Here is a 16,569-nt window from a genome sequence, read left to right as displayed (position 1 = left end):
TCGTGCTGGAAAAAATTCGCACAATTCGTCCGATTCGCGGTCAAAAAAATTATCTTCGTGGTTATGGTTGGCACCAGATGATCCGCACGGAGTCGAGGCGGAGGCCGGATTTGGAAATGGCGTGATGGAGAGCGTCACGCTGTTTTCTCAGTGCGGCGATTTCCTCTTCGCTGACATGATCATTGATTTCGCCAAGGGCAACCAAGCGGTCGATTTCCACGCCCATGCGTGCATCTGACTCAGCCACAGCTGCCGCGACGATGTCCTTCATTTTAGCGGAGGCAATTTCACGGCTCTTGGCGAGCATCATCGGTAGAATGTTTCTGCGGAACTTCTCCTGATCGAGAAGCTTGTGGAGATTTCCGGCACGTAGAATTGAGCCATCCACGCGGCTGTCGTTGGAGCGATCCGCGCCACTGTGGTCGACTTGCACTCGGATCGGAGTCACGGGCAGGAAGCGATCACTGTGGAGTTTTGCAGGAGCGACACATTCCACCACAGCGTAGGTTTCTACTAAAATTCCTTTCTGTGGAGCTCCCTCCCAAACCCCGAACGAAGCGTTGCCAGCCTCGGATGTCAGCAGCAATTCCAGCGCGGTGCGTGCCACCGGATGATCCCAGCTCATGAAGGCGGCGTCTTCACGAGAGAGCGCACGGGTGCGATCAAAAGTGACGTTAAGCCCATCGTCAGGCAGGGCTGGAAAGGCATCGGTGATCAGATGACCGGGGAGCAATAAATAGGAGCGGTCGACGAGTTCTTCGACATGCAGACCGAAGTGATCCCAGAGACGTAGGAGAAATGCTTCCGAATCCTGGTTTTCGTCCATCGTGGAAATCTGATCGATGGTTTCAGCCGCCTTGCCGGGTCGGCTTGAGTTCAGTTCTAACAATCGATCATACCCGCGCCGGAGTTGCTGGGAAACCTTCTCTTTGGCAGCTTGGGATTTAGCGATGAATGATTCCAAGTCATCACAATTTTCCGGCAACCCGCCCAACTCACGCAGAATTTCCGTGGCACCGTGCAGACTTTGCTCAAAGGCATTCAGCCCTTCATGATACCAGCGGGCCAAAAACTCACCGCGTGTTCCTTTTTCGTATGGCACATGAATGTGGATGGTCTCGGTCTGGCCGATCCGATCCAAACGCCCGATCCGCTGTTCTAACAACTCAGGATCCTCAGGCAGATCAAAGAGCACCAGATGGTGTGCAAATTGGAAATTTCTGCCCTCACTGCCGATCTCTGAACAGATGAGGATACGCGCCCCATCGGGCTCTGAAAAATATGCGGCGGAGCGATCGCGCTGAAGCAGGGTCATGCCCTCGTGGAAGTGGCCGCAGTTGATATTGATGATCTCTTGTAGTTTCTCTGAAATCTCCTCCGCCAGTTCGCGGGTGCGACAGATCAGCAGCACCTTTTCCTCGCCAAGTTTTTTCAACAGGGACACTAGCCATTGCATTTTGTCGCTACCGACATCCACCAGACTGGCTTTTCGTTCCGGGAATCCCTGCAGGGCGGCTCGGGTATTGCGGAACATGACCCGGCCTGTGCCGAAGGCGTCCAATAGCTCACGGATCAGTGGCTCGCGTGCGGCTTCGTCTCCTCCGTCGAGTGCCAGGCAATGATCATGGACTCGCTCGGACTGGGCGGTGAAAAGTTTGCGGTCCTCGGCGCTGAGTGGCTCACCTTCTTGCAGCCGGCCAACGGCCTCGGCCACGGCTTCGTATTGCTCCGCTTCTTGTTGAAACTTTTCCAAGTCGACGTAACGGTCAGGATCTAACAATCTAAGTCTGGCAAAGTGCCCCTCGGCACCCAGCTGACGTGGGGTGGCGGTCAGCAGCAACAGGCCTTCGGTTCTGTGGGCGAGAGTTTCCACGATGTGATAAGCGGGACTAGCAGACTGCTCAGACCACTCAAGGTGGTGCGCTTCATCAACGATTAACATGTCCCAACCCGCTTCGATCGCTTGCTGAGCACGGTTCTCATTTTCCGCCAGGAAACCCACGCTGCAGAGCACCAGCTGGCTATCGAGAAAAGGATTCTCGCCCTGGCCTTCGAGCGATTGGCAACGTTCTTCATCAAAGAGGCTGAAGAGTAAATTGAAGCGTCGCAGCAGCTCGACAAACCACTGGTGAAGCAGCGGCTCCGGCACGAGAATCAGCACACGCTCGGCGCGCCCCGTAAGATGCAGACGATGCATGATCAAACATGCTTCGATGGTTTTTCCCAAGCCCACTTCATCGGCTAACAGAACACGTGGAGCAAGCCTCGAAGCCACCTCGCCGGCAATCGACATCTGGTGAGGAATCAGATCCACACGGCCGCCGACAAATCCGCGCACAGGTGACTTCATCACCTCGCACTGGCGTTGCAGAGCGTCCACGCGCACATCGTAAGTATTTAAATCATCGATCCGCCCAGCTAGTAAGCGGTCTTCAGGTCGGCTGAAGCTCATGGTATCGGCCAGGCCAGACTCCTCGATTTCACGTTTGCCGCAGAGATAAACCAGCAGCTTGTCACGCTCGACCACCTCGTCGATTTCCAGAACATCGCCATCGTGGGTTTCAAGTTCCTCGCCGGCTTTGAGCACGACGCGGCGAAGTGGTGCGCTATCCAGAGCATAAACACGCTGTTCGCTCGCAGCAGGAAACATCACCTCCACCCGTTTAAACTCCACCTTCAACATGATGCCAAGGCCTAGCTCGGGCTCTGTTTCACTGATCCAACGTTGTCCTGGTGCGATGTTCGAAATGGTCTGCATACTTGAGAGCGGCGGAGACTACAGACATATGATCATCCCGCAAGGCAATCATCACAAGTCTGCGCTGCAAAAAGCATGACAAACACCCTTTCAACCGTATAGTCCCGCGCATGTCCGATTCCATTGCCAGCGCCAGCGAACTCTGCGTGAGTTACAGCTCCCACACCGTGCTCGACGGCGCCACTCTCGCCATTCAGCAGGGCGACCGCATTGGCCTCGTTGGCCGCAACGGCTGCGGCAAATCCACCTTCCTGAAAATCCTCGCCGATGAAGCCGCACCCGACACCGGTGAGGTCACTCGCAAGCGAGGGCTCGTCACCGGTTACTTGCCGCAGAACTTTGAACTCGATGATGCAAAAACAGTCATCGAGAACGTGCTCGCCGGAGTGCAGCACATCCTCGACATGATCGAGGAATATGAAACTTCCGCTGGCGATGACGACCGCAGCGCCGAACTGCTCGACCTCATCACCCACCACGAAGGCTGGGAATTGGAACACCGCGCACAAAGCTTGCTGACCAACTTGCATGCGCCTGATGCGGACACCATAGTAGGACCACTTTCTGGTGGGGAAAAACGACGCGTCGCCCTGTGCCGAGCGCTACTCTCACAGCCGGATTTCCTGATCCTTGACGAACCGACCAACCACCTCGACACCGGCTCCATCGAGTGGCTTGAAAATTTTCTCTCCCGCTACAACGGCACCTGTTTGTTTGTGACTCACGATCGCTATTTCCTCGATCGCATCGCCACCCGCATCGTGGAAATTCGCCGTGGAAAATGTGACAGCTACCAAGGCAACTACACCGAATACCTTATCTCCCGAGCCGAGCGCGACATGGCAGAAGCGCGCAACGAACACAAACGCCAACGCTTTCTCAGTCGCGAACTCGAATGGGTGCGTCGTGGCCCTAAGGCCCGCACCACCAAGGCGAAGGACCGGATGGACCGCTACTTTGAGATCGCCGATCAGGAAGCCCCGGAGGAAGAGCTCGACGTCGATCTCATTATCCCACAGGCGCCGAAGCTGGGGAATAAAATCATCGATGTGCGCGGCGTTGGCATGTCCTTTGGCGACAACCGACTGTTCTCTGACGTCGATCTCTCGCTCGAAGGCGGACAGCGTCTAGGCATCGTGGGTCGCAACGGAATGGGCAAGTCCACCTTGGTGAAAATCATTCTCGGCCAGATCGAACCTCTCGAAGGCACCGTCGAGATCGGCATGAAAACCGAGATCAACTTTATCGACCAGAACCGACTTTTGTTAGACGATGAAAAATCTGTCTTTGAAGAAGTTGGTGAAGGCCAGGAGAACGTCCGCCTCGGCGATGAAACCATCGGACTACGCGCCTACCTACGCCGTTTCCTCTTCACCGAGGAACGCATCAACACCAAGATCAATCTCCTCAGCGGCGGCGAGCGGAGTCGGGTGATGCTGGCGAAGATTCTCAAGCGTGGGGGCAATGTGCTGGTGCTTGATGAACCGACCAACGACCTCGATCTGAACACACTCAGACTGTTAGAAGAAGCACTACTCGCTTTCCAAGGCTGCGTGATTGTAGTCAGTCACGATCGCTATTTTCTGAATCGAGTGTGCACGGACATCTTAGCCTTTGAGGGTAACGGCATTGTTGATTACCAAGTAGGCAACTACGATTATTATCTGGAAAAGAAAGCCGCGCGTGAAGCCACCGCCGCAAGTTATCAAGCGGTTGCAAAAAAAGAAAAACCAAAGGCACGCAAAGAGCGCCCGCGTAAACTCAAGTGGGCCGAAGAGCGCGAGCTTGAATCCATCGAAGACGTGATCTTGGCCGCTGAAGAAAAAGTAACCCAGCTACAAGCCGCCTTTGAAGCTCCCGACTTCTACGAGAAACACGGTGATAACTGGCAGCAACTCGAAGCCGAACTTGAAGAGGCAAAAGAAAAAGTTCCGCAGTTATACACTCGCTGGGAAGAACTTGAGGCAATCAAACAGGCGTCCGAATCACAATAAATTTGGCTCACTCCTGATGCTAGGTTAGAATGGCCCCTATGGAGACACGCGTTCACTTACCCGACATGGAGCCACCCTCAAGCATCAGCGAAGTCATGGTGGCGTTGCGAGGAAAGAAGCTGGAGCCAGTGCACGAAAAGAAAAGCTGGGGTGACTGGATCTCCTTCCCCGGCAGACAGACGGTGATCAGCATCGAGTCCATGCGCGGTCTCACCAGCTCCGCCACAGTGGAATACTCCGAGGACGACGACATCGAAATCAACCAGCGTATCTTGGCTGCCTTTGGCAAACTAGGCTGGATGGGCTCCGATGAGGATGGTGAGTTCCGGTTAGATTAAGTGATTAGATCGGTCTCCCATTGGGTAAATTCCTTGCCAAACGCGGCCTTATCATCAAGCTTTCGCTGACATGAGAATCATTTCGACCAAGGACGCGGTTTTTGAGAAAATCGAAAACGCACTCAGCGGCAGACAGGAAAAGACCCAGCTGGAAGCTCTGGCGGGCATCGACTGTGATGAGCAGGACCTTGCCAATCAGCAAGAGCTTGGCGATGAAGATCCGGTGGCAACCATCGAACTGATTGCCCAATGGCTGCCAGACACCGGCGAGGGAATTCTCGACTGGTTCTACGTCCGTGTTTCCGGCGTCGATGCGGATCCTCCACAGATCGAACATGGAGGACCACTGCTCGCCTTTAACAGCCAAGGAAAAGCACCTGATCTTGATATCTTGATCGAAGACGCCGTCACGGCTCTGAACGAGACCATCGAGTGGGCGGAGTTCGAACTTGAGGAGGATAACTAAGCGATCCGTTTCCTCTATTAAATTTATAACCATGACCACTGAAGACTGGGATCTGATCGTGGTCGGTGGTGGTGCCGCTGGATTTTTTGCGGCAATCACTTGCGCCGAGGCATCGCACAGCCGTGTTCTTATTGTTGAGAAATCGCCGAACGTTCTCGGCAAGGTCAAGATCTCCGGTGGAGGCAGATGCAATGTCACTCACTCATGCTTTGAGCCAAAGGCTCTAACTGGTTTCTATCCGCGTGGCGGCAAATCACTGATCGGCCCATTTCACCGATGGGGAGCGACCGATACCGTAGGATGGTTTCAGAGCCGTGGTGTCGAACTCAAAACCGAAGCCGACGGGCGGATGTTCCCCGTCACCGACACTTCACAGACGGTGATCGATTGCCTCACTGAATCCGCCAGAAGCGCGGGTGTGGAACTACAAGTCTCCACCGGCATTTCTAACATCCATCACGAGGAAACCGGAAGCTTTCAGCTCCTCACCAGCAATGGGAAAACTTTAAACACGCGCTCCGTTCTGTTAGCCACCGGCGGCACCCGTCTAGCGGCCGGAGCGAAACTGGCTGAGTCGCTTGGGCACAAGCTCATTTCCAATGTCCCGTCGCTGTTTGCCTTTAACATTTCTGACCCGAGAATCTCCGAACTTCCAGGTATCTCTGTTTCACAGACCGAGGTTTCTGTGGAAGGAATGAAACTCAGCGCGTGTGGTCCATTGTTGATCACGCATCATGGATTGAGTGGACCTGGCGTGCTAAAACTTTCTGCCTGGGGTGCCCGTGAATTACACGATGGTGGATATGATTTTCACATCAAGATCAATTGGCTCCCAGGCCTAACAGCTCAAAATATAGAATCCACGCTGACTGAAACTCGTCAGACCTGGGGCAAGCGCCGAGTGCGCGGCAGGGCTCCTTTTGATCCGATCCCAAAACGTCTCTGGGACAAGCTATGCGAGGCCGCTGAAGTGGCTGAGGACACAATCTGGTCGCAGCTAACCAAGGAAAGCGCCCGCAAGCTGCTGACCGAACTCACATCCGGCCGTTATCACGTTTCTGGCAAGAGTATCAACAAGGATGAGTTCGTCACCTGTGGCGGAGTTAACCTCAATGAGGTGAATTTGAAAACGATGGAGAGCAAGGTTCAGCCCGGTCTCTACTTCGCTGGCGAAATCCTCAACGTTGACGGTATTACCGGGGGATTTAATTTCCAGAACGCTTGGACCAGTGGTCATCTGGCAGGCATGGCTGTGGCCGAAAGCTAAAAACGGCACTTGGAGCCTACTCCTGGTATTTGGAATAAATAGTGGCACTGTGCCCTCTTACCTATGGATCGCCCACTATGGAGGCGCTCCTTTAACAAATACCAACTATGAAAACTCGATATCAAATACTCGCCGCCTGTGCGATCAGTTCCCTGCCTTTGGGAGCTCTTCTCGCTGAGCCTGCCGCCACTCCGAATCCTCAGACCGAGAAAAAAGCGGAGAAGGATGAAAACAAAACTGTTCAACTCGAAGTCACAGGCATGACCTGAGGCGTCTCCTGCGTAGCTAAAGTGCGGTCCGCACTGAACAATGTTAAAGGAGTCTCCAAGGCCGTTGTGACCATGCCTAACAAGGCCGTTGTTACAGCAGAAAAAGATGTTACCACCGAGGACCTGATCGCCGCCGTCAAGGCAGCGGGTTATGGGGCCTCAGTGAAAACCAAATAAATTTTGTCGTGAGTTAATGCGCTCATTACATAACAAACAAAGGGCACGGTGTTCGCACCGTGCCCTTTGCATTGAATGATGGTTTCTAACCGATCGACTATCCGGCAGAGACTGCGGCTTTGATCAGATCGAGGAAACTCTGAGACTCAAGGCTGGCACCTCCGACGAGTCCGCCGTCGATGTCAGGCTGGGCGAGAAGCTCAGCGGCATTGGATGCCTTCATGCTGCCGCCGTATTGGATACGGATTTTGTCGGCTGCTTCTTGGTTATAGAGATCGGCAACGACTGAGCGCACAAATGCGTGTGCTTCCTGCGCTTGATCGACAGAGGCCACTACGCCAGTTCCGATGGCCCAGACGGGCTCGTAGGCGATGACGATTTCCTTCAAATCCTTTTCCTCGACACCAACCAGACCATCGGTGATCTGGGTGCGGAGAACGGATTCGAGTTTACCGCCTTCACGCTCTTCGAGGGTCTCGCCGATGCAGAAGATCGGCTTGAGATTGGACGCGCAGGCTTTCTTGATCTTAGCGTTGATGATGGCATCCGTCTCACCGTAGAGGGTGCGGCGTTCGCTGTGGCCTAGGATGACGTAGCGAACGTAGAGTTCCTTGAGCATCATTGAGCTGACCTCACCGGTGTAGGCTCCGGAGTCCTGATCGGACATGTTCTGGGCTGCGATGGAGACTGCCGAGCTGGAATTCAGCGCTGCCACTGCAGCTGGGATGGAAACAAACGGAGGAGCGATGACAACGTCCACTTGGCTGGTGATGCTGTCGAGTTTACCGGGCTGACCGATGAAGCTGTTGATGAAGTCCTCGGCCTCACGTGGTCCGATGTTCATTTTCCAGTTCGCGGCGATGATTGGTTTGCGCATGATGTTATGGTGATTAGGGAATAGGGATTGGGAAGTAGGTAATTGCGTCTCGGGGAAGACGATTATTTATCAGTTAGGGCAGCTACTCCGGGGAGTTCTTTGCCTTCGAGTAGTTCGAGGGATGCGCCGCCGCCGGTGGAGATGAAGTCGAAATCGTCAGGATTGCCGAATTTATTAACGGCTGTGACTGAATCGCCTCCGCCAACAATACTGAGGGCTGGAGATTTTGCAACATCCGCGGTTAGTGCCTTGGTGCCTGCTGCGAAGTTGTCCATTTCGAACACACCCATCGGTCCGTTCCAGAGGATGGTTTTGGCGTTAGCCACGACTTCACCGAAGTCCTTGATGGCTTGGTCGCCGATGTCGATGCCTTCCCAGTCGTCTGGGATTTCACCCCCTTGTTCGTATGGTGCGGTGACTTTGGTTTCTGCATCAGGAGAAAACTCCTGGGTGATGCGGGTGTCGGCAGGAAGGTGGAAGTGGATGCCCTTGGCCTTGGCGTCTTCGAGGATTTCGAGCGCTAGGTCGAGGCAATCGTTTTCGACCAATGACTTGCCAATCTTGTATCCTTGGGCCTTGCGGAATGTGTAGGCCATGGCGCCACCGATGATGAAGGTGTCGGCCTTGCCCATCATCGCCTTGATGACTTGGATCTTATCGGAAACCTTGGCTCCACCCATGATAGCCACGAAGGGTTTCTCTGGTGATTCAAGTTTCCCCTCGAGGAACTCAAGCTCGCGCTCGATGAGGAATCCCATCGCGGACTGGGAAACGTGGTGGGTGACCCCTTCGGTGGATGCGTGTGCACGGTGTGCGGTGCCGAAGGCGTCGTTGACAAAGATCTCAGCTCCACCGGCAAGAATGCGGGCGAACACAGCGTCGTTGGCTTTTTCCTCGGCATGAAAGCGGGTGTTCTCAAGCAACAGGACTTCACCTGGCTCCAGAGCAACGCGGGCAGCTTCGGTATCGTTTCCTACGCAGTCTTCTGCGAAAGCAACTTCTTTTCCTAACAGCTCAGCCAAACGCAGAGCAACGGGCTGCAGTGAGTATTTCGGATCCGGCTCACCCTTAGGGCGGCCCATGTGGGAGCAGAGGGTCAGCTTGGCACCGCCGTCGAGCAGGTGTTTGATGCTGGGAAGAGCTGCTTGAATGCGGGTGTCATCGGTGATTTCACCGGCGTCGTTGAGAGGGACGTTGAAGTCACAACGCATGAGAACGGCTTTGCCGCTGACATCGAGATCGCGAATACTGAGTTTGGCCATGGTTTCTGTATTATGTTAGGTAATTTAGAGGAAAAAAGGCGGGGAAAGTTTCCCTCCCCCGCCTTTGTTAGATCGTTTTGATATTAGAGGCCGGTGCCAAGAAGGACCATGCCTTCAGCAGCGCGGTTTGAGTAACCCCACTCGTTATCATACCAAGAGCAGACTTTGACGAAGTTGCCGTCGAGCACCATGGTGCAGTCTGAGTCGAGGATGGAGCTGTGCGGGTTGCTGACGATGTCTTGGAGAACAAGAGGATCTTCAGAATACTCAAGCACACCTTTCATTGGGCCGTCAGCAGCTGCCTTGAAGGCGGCGTTGACTTCCTCGACGGTGACGTCTTTCTTGAGGATGGCTGTGAAGTCAGTGAGTGAACCGGTAGCGGTAGGCACGCGGAAGGCACCACCGTTAAGTTTACCCTTCATGGATGGGATGACCTCGCCGATGGCGCGGGCAGCTCCGGTAGAAGATGGGATGATGTTTACTGCAGCGGAACGTGCACGACGAAGGTCACTGTGAGGTGCGTCGAGGATGTTCTGGTCACCAGTGTAACTGTGAATGGTGCTCATGAAGCCTTTTTCAATACCCCAGTTGTCATTGAGGACCTTGACCAGAGGGGCAAGGCAGTTGGTGGTGCATGATGCGTTAGAAACGATGTTGTGCTTGTCGCCATCGTAGAGGTCATCGTTGATGCCAAGGCAGATGGTGATGTCCGGGTCAGTGGCTGGTGCTGAGACGAGCACTTTCTTGGCACCGGCTGTGATGTGCTTCTCAGCACCTTCACGCTTGGTGAAGAAACCAGTCGACTCAAGAACAACGTCCACTTTGTATTCAGCCCATGGGAGAGCTGCTGGGTCGCGCTCTGCAGTGGCGTGAATTCTGTGTCCGTCGACGATGATGGCATCGTCGTCATAAGTGACTTCGTGACCGAACTTACCCTGTGAAGAGTCATACTTCAGCAGGTGTGCCAGTGTGTGGTTGTCGGTGAGATCGTTGATTGCGACGATGTTTTTAAGTTCGCCATTCTGCACAAGGGCGCGCAGTACGTTGCGGCCGATGCGTCCAAATCCATTAATTGCGTAATTTGCCATGGTAATTGTATTCCATTGAGTTGTCCGCAGCACGATTTGCCGCAGGGGAGCGGGATTATGGCTCCCGATTGCCGCACGTCAACACCTGCTTCGATCATTTATGGTCACAATTTCGTGAGAATACGCCCCTCATCCCCCCTATGTTGGCTCAAATGAGCAACTTCCACAGCCACCGCTGTTTTTTAAGTTGCTAATATGACAGGTCAACACTAAGGCTCGCCATCCACCGCCCTAATTGGGCAAGAACCACTTGGAGCAATCCGGCACTAGTATTGATCGGTCCGCTCACATTACAACCAATATCAATCTATGACCGACGTTACATTTTCCGACCTGGGCCTCTCCGACGAGCTGCTCAAAGCCATTCACAGCCTCGGCTATGAGAGCCCCTCGCCCATCCAGGCGCTAGCCATCCCCCACATCCTTGAAGGCAAGGACATCGTTGGCCTTTCCGAGACCGGATCGGGTAAAACGGCTGCTTTCACCCTGCCAGCACTCCAGATGATCGATCTCGATGATGACGTGACTCAGGTGCTCATTCTCTCCCCCACCCGCGAGCTCTGCGTGCAGGTTTGTGAGGAGGTGCATCGCTTGGGAGCCAAAATGAAAGGTCTGCGTGCGGTTCCTATTTACGGTGGCACTCCGATCGATCGCCAGATCACCCAGCTGAAGCGCGGTGCGCATATCGTTGTGGGGACACCGGGCCGGCTTCTGGACCACCTGCGTCGCAAAACTCTCAAACCCGCCACCATCAAACTGGCAATTCTCGACGAAGCCGACCGTATGCTCGACATGGGATTCCGTGAGGACATGGAAGATTTATTAGGTGCGATGCAGTCTGACCACCAGACTCTGTTCTTCTCGGCCACCATGAACAAGAATGTGGATAAGCTGATTCAGAAATTCGGCAACGATCCACAGGAAGTTTCCATCAAGGGGCAAACCAAAACCGTTTCCACTGTCAGCCAGTGCTACTACGAGGTGCGAAATCGCTCGAAAGTGGAGGTGCTGACCCGCCTGCTTGACCTCGACACACCTCGACTTGCTGTCATTTTCTGCAATACCAAGCGCAGCGTTGATGAATGCACCGAAGCCCTCACTGCACGTGGCTACGCTGCGGACAAACTGCACGGCGACATTGGGCAACAGGCTCGCGAGCGTACGACCAAACGTTTCCGCGAAGGAAAATTTGACCTGCTCATCGCTACAGACGTCGCGGCACGCGGACTCGACATCGACGATGTAGAAGCTGTTTTCAACTACGACATCCCACAAGACCCAGAAGACTACGTGCACCGTATCGGACGGACAGGTCGGGCCGGGCGTGAAGGCCGGGCAGTTAGCTTTGTGTTTGGTCGCGACATTTATCGCCTGCAAAGCATCGAACGCTATACGAAGCAGCACATCCAACGTGCCAAGATCCCAACCCAAGAAGAAGTTGAGGGCGTGCGTGCTGACCAGCTTTTTGAAATGGTCCAAACTCGCTTGGAAAAGGAAGTCAACCGCAGCTACCGTCACTACATCGATCGCTTGTTAGATCAAGGTCACACCGCCACAGACATAGCATCCAGCGTGTTCGAGCTACTGCGTGAGTCCTTGGGACGCGAAGGTGAATCCATCGCCGAGGACAACCCCAACTACACGCCTGAGAAAAAACGCAAAGACCGCAAGGACCGTCCGGACAGAGGCGATCGCCCAGATCGTGGCGAACGCTTCAACAAACGCGACCGCAAAGGAGGCGACAAGGATTACGTCAAGGACCCTAACATGACGACACTCTTCCTCAGCCTTGGAAAAGCCGCCAGTGTCAGACCTGCTGATATTCTTGGCATGTTTTACGGTGAAGGCGGTATTCCCGATAACAGCGTAGGCCGCATTCAGCTCTTCGAACGCCACAGCCTGGTGGACGTGAATAAGGACTATGCCGACAAACTGGTGAACAAGCTCAGTAACTCGAAGCTTCGTAACCAGCGCTTCCGCATAGGTGCGGACCGCATGTCTTAGTCACGTTCCATACGGCGAAGCCTGCAAAGGCTTCGCTACATGCGCGCGTTCTGCTCAGTGACATGGGAACGTGCGTTGCTGTTCCTCGGTGACGCTTCCAGGCTGGAACGGTTTACAGACTGGACTTCAGGCTCTTTTGGCAGCGTTCTTTCCAGAAATTCATCATAGTAGAGAATCTCGAAGCCACCTTCGTGCTTTTCCACAATGCAACTGAGGGTCTCCACCCAGTCGCCGCTGTTCAGGTAGTGGATTCCATCGATGACTTCATCAGCCGGTGTGTGGATGTGACCGCAGATGATACCTGAGCATTTCCTCTTCTCCGCTAACTCGACAAGTTTTTCCTGATATCTACCGACAAAGCTTACCGCGGATTTAACGCGGGCTTTGATGGCTTTACTCACGGAGTAGTAGTCCTTGCCGCGCCATTTGCGATAGTGATTATAAAGCCGGTTGACCTTCAGCAAGGCGTCATAACCTACGGCTCCCGCCATCGCGATCCATTTGTGCCCGGTGGAGACGCTGTCGAATCCATCACCGTGCAGAACGAGATAGCGATCGCCTTTGGGAGTCTCGTGGATGTATTCACGGACACACTGCAAGCGGCCCAGTGCGATCGGCAGGAAGCTGGTGATGAAATCATCGTGGTTTCCACGCAAATAAATGATCTCGGTTTTTTCCTTCTCCAGCTTCTTCAGTAGTGTGCGAACCACGCGCGTGTGAATGCTACGCCATTTACCGCCACGCTTGAGAGCCCAGCCATCGATGATATCACCATTAAGGATGATTCGTTCGCAACGGGTATGCTTCAACACATCGACCACTTCACGGGCCTTGCTCTCGTCCGTGCCTAAGTGAATATCGGATAAAAACAACGTGCGCACATTCAATTTCCTCCGGACTCGGCAGCGACCAATCGGCTGACCGGCATCGCGGACAATATCCATCAGGTAGCCCTCGAAGGTTTTGGTGATATCCTTCCAGCTCAATCCTGTGGCTGTGGCGCGGGCTTTGGTGCGCATCGGCTCCAGCTTCTCTAACTTCACTGCCTCGATTGCCTGACGGATAAAAGCAAAGGCATCCCCTTTCGGCACGACCAGACCATTGTCTCCATGGCGTGAGTGAAGCCGGGCTGCCGCGTAATCGTAGGCCACCGTGACCATACCACTGGCCATCCCCTCTAACAAAACATTACCAAATGTTTCTGTTTCGCTGGGAAAAAGGAGAATATCTGCGGAGGCGTAGTGTTTGGCAAGCTGCTCACCACGCTGAACACCGACGAAATGAACGTTGCGATGATTTTGCTCTAACACCTCACGCGAAGGCCCGTCGCCAACTACGACACAGCGCAGGTCCGGCACCGACTTCTGCATTTCCTCAAATGCCTCAATCGCCAGCTCCATGTTTTTTTCTGGCGCTACACGGCCTACCACCATGGCAACGGGGGTCTCGGCCCTCGCCCCCCACGTCATGCGGAGTTCGGCACAGCGTTTCTGTGGATTGAACAAGCGGGTATCCACCCCACGCCCTAACAGCTTAACGTTTTGAAATCCATCACGCAGCAGCATATCGCGAACATCCGGTGATGGAGCGATGGTGCAACTGGCCAGCCCATGCACGCGCCGTAGGTAGCGCAGAGCGGTATCCTGCATCTTACCAAGCCGGTATTGTTTCATGTAGTGGTGGAAATTTGTATGGAACCCTGCAGCCACTGGTATTTCCATTTTACGCGCCACCTTGATAGCTGACATTCCCAGCGGACTCTCGGTAGCTACGTAAACTACGTCCGGACGTTTTCGGTGCCAGCGTTTGCTTAACCTACCTTTTCCAGGCAGCCCTACGCGCACTTCTGAATATCCAGGCAAAGCTACTGACCTAACAGAACTCTCACCTTTGCCACCTTTATTTCCAGTGTGTATGACATAGACGAGGTGTCCACACGCACGCAGTCCATCGACGAGATGACCGAGAGTCATGGCAACGCCATTGACATCGGGCCGAAAGGTATCGGTGACGATTTCGATACGCATTGAACGCGATAGTTTGCTTTCCGCAGTGGGATTCATGACTACATACTAACCTGAGTGCCACATTGACATTGATCACGATATTGTAGCAGTTTAGCCACACAAGGCGGCTGACCAATTGAGCCTCAATCCCTTTTCAACATGAGCGACGCAAACAATTCTCCCGACAAAATGAAATACGGTATGATCGGTGAAGACACCCAAAGCACCGATGAAAAACTCGAGAAATGGATGGGAGTGGTCGATTGGAAATACCTCAAACCCCACTACGCATCGGGCGCTCTACTCTACGTCGACCCCTGTCTTGAAATCACCGAGGTGGGCAAGGCGCTGACTGAGGACGATAAGAAAAAAATCCAAACCTGGCTGAAGTCAGGTGACCTGGTCAAACCGTCCGCCCCTCATGAGCAGTGGTGGGAGCAGAATCCAGAGAAATTCACCGCGCTGGTGGTCACGCCTTTCGTGCTGATGCAGCCAGTGCGGCAGGGCTGATTCGCCGAATCAGCCGGACCGGAGCGATTCCCTTTTCGCGTCCAAGGCCAGAAACGATGGCTTCGATGTCCGTTTTTCATGTGGATCCGTGTTTGGTGTTGCCCGGCGGCATGAGGCCATGCACGCCCTACCCATACTCAATATCCAACCACACACGCAGGCACAAAAAAACCCCGCAAGAGCGGGGCTTTGCCAAGGAGCAAGTGGCGGGATGGACGGGACTCGAACCCGCGACCTCCGGCGTGACAGGCCGGCGCTCTAACCAACTGAGCTACCACCCCTTGCTTGCTTGGGCGGGCGGAAACTAGGAAGATTCTCGCCCGCTGGCAATACCTTTTTTAAGGAAAATGCATTTTTATTTCAGAGCCGCCACCGCAGCCTCCAAAGATTCGACATCTTCAACTGAGATAACTGACACAGCCTTATCGATTCGGCCCATTAATCCGGCCAGAACTTTGCCTGGTCCGAGCTCAATGAAAGTTGTGTTCCCATCGGCGATGAGTTTCTGCATCGATGCGGTCCAGCGCACGGATCCGGTGACTTGCTGCTCAAGCATGGATTTAATATCGTCCGTTCCCTCCACGGCGCGGGCACCGAAGTTACAGATCACGGGGATGGATGGTTCAGACATCTCTGTGGATGCCAGCACGCCAGCGAGTTTGTCTTGGGCGCTTTGCATCAGGCGGGAGTGGTAGGCACCGGCGACATTGAGTTTTTTACCCATGCGGATACCTGCATCCTTGGCTCCGGCGACGGCTTTATCGATGCCGGCCTCGCTGCCTGATAGCACGATCTGGCCAATGGCATTGAAATTGGCAACGTCGACATCGCAGTCCGCGGCCAGTTTTTCCACCGCAGCTTCATCACCTCCGATCATGGCGGCCATGGCACCATCGGTGGCCTCACAGGCCTCTTCCATGAAGGAACCACGCTGTGCCACCAAATTGAGGCCAGTGGCGAAATCGAATGTTCCAGCGGCAGCGTGTGCGGTGAATTCCCCGAGGGAAAGTCCGGCGGCGGCCACGGGATTCAGTGATGGCAGCTTTTCCTTAAGAACTTCCAAACAAGCCAAACCATGCAGGTAGAGTGCAGGCTGGCAGTAGCCGGTGCGTGTCAACTGCTCGTCTGGCCCATTGAACATAATCTCACTGAGAGAATACCCCAGTGCCTCATCGGCCTTGGCAAAAAGCTCTTTGGCAGCAGGGTATGCATCCACCAAATCCTGGCCCATACCTACCTTTTGCGCGCCCTGTCCGGAAAATAAAATAACAACATTACTCATAGCGCCCACTGTCCTATGTCATTGCCCCAACACAGGCAAGCCCGCATGACAACGCATCTATCCGAAGCAAAGATGAAAAAACGAAGTAATCTCTGCTTGCAAAATCCCGGCGAATCAGGAAAGTTCCCCGCGACCGCAATCAGATTGCAACACGGAGGGGTGGCAGAGTGGTCGAATGCACCGGTCTTGAAAACCGGCGTGGCGCAAGTCACCGTGGGTTCGAATCCCACCCCCTCTGCCATTTTTCTCAAGGGGACTCCCCTTTCTCAAA

Annotated in this window: 13 protein-coding genes, 2 tRNA genes and 1 pseudogene; 9 read left to right on the top strand and 7 right to left on the bottom strand. The window is 54.2% G+C overall.

Features of this window, described 5'->3' with window-relative positions; translation table 11 throughout:
* Positions 1–61 precede the first annotated feature (61 nt).
* The gene (locus ACSPJT_RS16550; protein WP_435893669.1) at positions 62–2,758 is read right to left on the bottom strand and encodes a helicase-related protein; all 2,697 of its coding nucleotides are present in this window, start codon (positions 2,756–2,758) and stop codon (positions 62–64) included.
* Between the two features lie 110 nt (positions 2,759–2,868).
* Between ACSPJT_RS16550 and ACSPJT_RS16545 the strand changes: the two genes are divergently transcribed.
* The 6 genes and pseudogenes from ACSPJT_RS16545 to ACSPJT_RS16520 form a co-directional block, all read left to right on the top strand.
* Positions 2,869–4,752, top strand: coding sequence for an ABC-F family ATP-binding cassette domain-containing protein (locus ACSPJT_RS16545; RefSeq protein ID WP_435893668.1), 1,884 nt, complete (start codon positions 2,869–2,871; stop codon positions 4,750–4,752).
* 38 nt (positions 4,753–4,790) lie between these two features.
* On the top strand, positions 4,791–5,090 hold the full coding sequence (locus tag ACSPJT_RS16540) for a hypothetical protein (RefSeq protein ID WP_435893667.1): 300 nt from the start codon (positions 4,791–4,793) through the stop codon (positions 5,088–5,090).
* A gap of 70 nt (positions 5,091–5,160) precedes the next feature.
* Positions 5,161–5,556 carry a hypothetical protein gene (locus tag ACSPJT_RS16535; RefSeq protein WP_435893666.1) on the top strand — a complete coding sequence of 132 codons (396 nt, stop codon included), beginning with the start codon at positions 5,161–5,163 and terminating at the stop codon, positions 5,554–5,556.
* Between the two features lie 31 nt (positions 5,557–5,587).
* Complete coding sequence (locus ACSPJT_RS16530; RefSeq protein WP_435893665.1) at positions 5,588–6,823, top strand: NAD(P)/FAD-dependent oxidoreductase; 1,236 nt, start codon at positions 5,588–5,590, stop codon at positions 6,821–6,823.
* Positions 6,824–6,930: 107 nt separating this feature from the next.
* Positions 6,931–7,092: a hypothetical protein gene (locus tag ACSPJT_RS16525; RefSeq protein ID WP_435893664.1), complete on the top strand. Its 162-nt coding sequence runs from the start codon at positions 6,931–6,933 to the stop codon at positions 7,090–7,092.
* Between the two features lie 18 nt (positions 7,093–7,110).
* A pseudogene (locus tag ACSPJT_RS16520) lies at positions 7,111–7,269 on the top strand (cation transporter); the annotation flags it as partial.
* 97 nt (positions 7,270–7,366) lie between these two features.
* On the opposite strand, the gene tpiA reads toward ACSPJT_RS16520, so the two are convergent.
* The 3 genes from tpiA to gap all read right to left on the bottom strand — a co-directional run bounded on the left by tpiA (position 7,367) and on the right by gap (position 10,496).
* Positions 7,367–8,146: a triose-phosphate isomerase gene (gene tpiA, locus ACSPJT_RS16515; protein WP_435893663.1), complete on the bottom strand. Its 780-nt coding sequence runs from the start codon at positions 8,144–8,146 to the stop codon at positions 7,367–7,369.
* 62 nt (positions 8,147–8,208) lie between these two features.
* Positions 8,209–9,408, bottom strand: a complete 1,200-nt coding sequence (locus tag ACSPJT_RS16510) for a phosphoglycerate kinase (protein WP_435893662.1) — start codon at positions 9,406–9,408, stop codon at positions 8,209–8,211.
* Between the two features lie 83 nt (positions 9,409–9,491).
* On the bottom strand, positions 9,492–10,496 hold the full coding sequence (gap, locus tag ACSPJT_RS16505; protein WP_435893661.1) for a type I glyceraldehyde-3-phosphate dehydrogenase: 1,005 nt from the start codon (positions 10,494–10,496) through the stop codon (positions 9,492–9,494).
* Positions 10,497–10,805: 309 nt separating this feature from the next.
* On the opposite strand from gap, the gene ACSPJT_RS16500 reads away from it, so the two are divergent.
* Entirely contained in the window at positions 10,806–12,500 is a 1,695-nt protein-coding gene (locus ACSPJT_RS16500; RefSeq protein ID WP_435893660.1) for a DEAD/DEAH box helicase, read from the top strand.
* Between the two features lie 35 nt (positions 12,501–12,535).
* Here ACSPJT_RS16500 and ACSPJT_RS16495 read toward each other — a convergent pair whose 3' ends face one another.
* Positions 12,536–14,527 carry a glycosyltransferase gene (locus tag ACSPJT_RS16495; protein WP_435893659.1) on the bottom strand — a complete coding sequence of 664 codons (1,992 nt, stop codon included), beginning with the start codon at positions 14,525–14,527 and terminating at the stop codon, positions 12,536–12,538.
* A 138-nt stretch (positions 14,528–14,665) separates the two neighbouring features.
* Between ACSPJT_RS16495 and ACSPJT_RS16490 the strand changes: the two genes are divergently transcribed.
* Positions 14,666–15,016, top strand: coding sequence for a DUF2288 family protein (locus ACSPJT_RS16490; protein WP_435893658.1), 351 nt, complete (start codon positions 14,666–14,668; stop codon positions 15,014–15,016).
* A 204-nt stretch (positions 15,017–15,220) separates the two neighbouring features.
* On the opposite strand, the gene ACSPJT_RS16485 is transcribed toward ACSPJT_RS16490, so the two are convergent.
* Positions 15,221–15,297, bottom strand: a tRNA-Asp gene (locus ACSPJT_RS16485).
* A 74-nt stretch (positions 15,298–15,371) separates the two neighbouring features.
* The gene (fabD, locus tag ACSPJT_RS16480) at positions 15,372–16,298 is read right to left on the bottom strand and encodes an ACP S-malonyltransferase (protein WP_435893657.1); all 927 of its coding nucleotides are present in this window, start codon (positions 16,296–16,298) and stop codon (positions 15,372–15,374) included.
* Positions 16,299–16,451: 153 nt separating this feature from the next.
* Here fabD and ACSPJT_RS16475 point away from each other — a divergent pair.
* Positions 16,452–16,539: transfer RNA gene (locus tag ACSPJT_RS16475), tRNA-Ser, on the top strand.
* Positions 16,540–16,569 lie beyond the last annotated feature (30 nt).

The sequence above is a fragment of the Oceaniferula spumae genome (genome assembly GCF_042849255.1).
GTDB classification, from domain to species: domain Bacteria; phylum Verrucomicrobiota; class Verrucomicrobiia; order Verrucomicrobiales; family Akkermansiaceae; genus Oceaniferula; species Oceaniferula spumae.
The sequence above is the reverse complement of the archived record's forward strand: the minus strand, read 5'-3'. Positions and strand labels throughout refer to the sequence as shown.

What these genes read in the sequence shown, in the direction of transcription:
- ACSPJT_RS16525 (WP_435893664.1), top strand. Translation starts at nt 6,931, where the DNA reads ATGAAAACTCGATATCAAATACTCGCCGCCTGTGCGATCAGTTCCCTG.
- tpiA (WP_435893663.1), bottom strand. Translation starts at nt 8,146, where the DNA reads ATGCGCAAACCAATCATCGCCGCGAACTGGAAAATGAACATCGGACCA.
- ACSPJT_RS16495 (WP_435893659.1), bottom strand. Translation starts at nt 14,527, where the DNA reads ATGCGTATCGAAATCGTCACCGATACCTTTCGGCCCGATGTCAATGGC.
- fabD (WP_435893657.1), bottom strand. Translation starts at nt 16,298, where the DNA reads ATGAGTAATGTTGTTATTTTATTTTCCGGACAGGGCGCGCAAAAGGTA.
- ACSPJT_RS16530 (WP_435893665.1), top strand. Translation starts at nt 5,588, where the DNA reads ATGACCACTGAAGACTGGGATCTGATCGTGGTCGGTGGTGGTGCCGCT.
- ACSPJT_RS16490 (WP_435893658.1), top strand. Translation starts at nt 14,666, where the DNA reads ATGAGCGACGCAAACAATTCTCCCGACAAAATGAAATACGGTATGATC.
- ACSPJT_RS16540 (WP_435893667.1), top strand. Translation starts at nt 4,791, where the DNA reads ATGGAGACACGCGTTCACTTACCCGACATGGAGCCACCCTCAAGCATC.
- ACSPJT_RS16550 (WP_435893669.1), bottom strand. Translation starts at nt 2,758, where the DNA reads ATGCAGACCATTTCGAACATCGCACCAGGACAACGTTGGATCAGTGAA.
- ACSPJT_RS16535 (WP_435893666.1), top strand. Translation starts at nt 5,161, where the DNA reads ATGAGAATCATTTCGACCAAGGACGCGGTTTTTGAGAAAATCGAAAAC.
- ACSPJT_RS16500 (WP_435893660.1), top strand. Translation starts at nt 10,806, where the DNA reads ATGACCGACGTTACATTTTCCGACCTGGGCCTCTCCGACGAGCTGCTC.
- gap (WP_435893661.1), bottom strand. Translation starts at nt 10,496, where the DNA reads ATGGCAAATTACGCAATTAATGGATTTGGACGCATCGGCCGCAACGTA.
- ACSPJT_RS16510 (WP_435893662.1), bottom strand. Translation starts at nt 9,408, where the DNA reads ATGGCCAAACTCAGTATTCGCGATCTCGATGTCAGCGGCAAAGCCGTT.
- ACSPJT_RS16545 (WP_435893668.1), top strand. Translation starts at nt 2,869, where the DNA reads ATGTCCGATTCCATTGCCAGCGCCAGCGAACTCTGCGTGAGTTACAGC.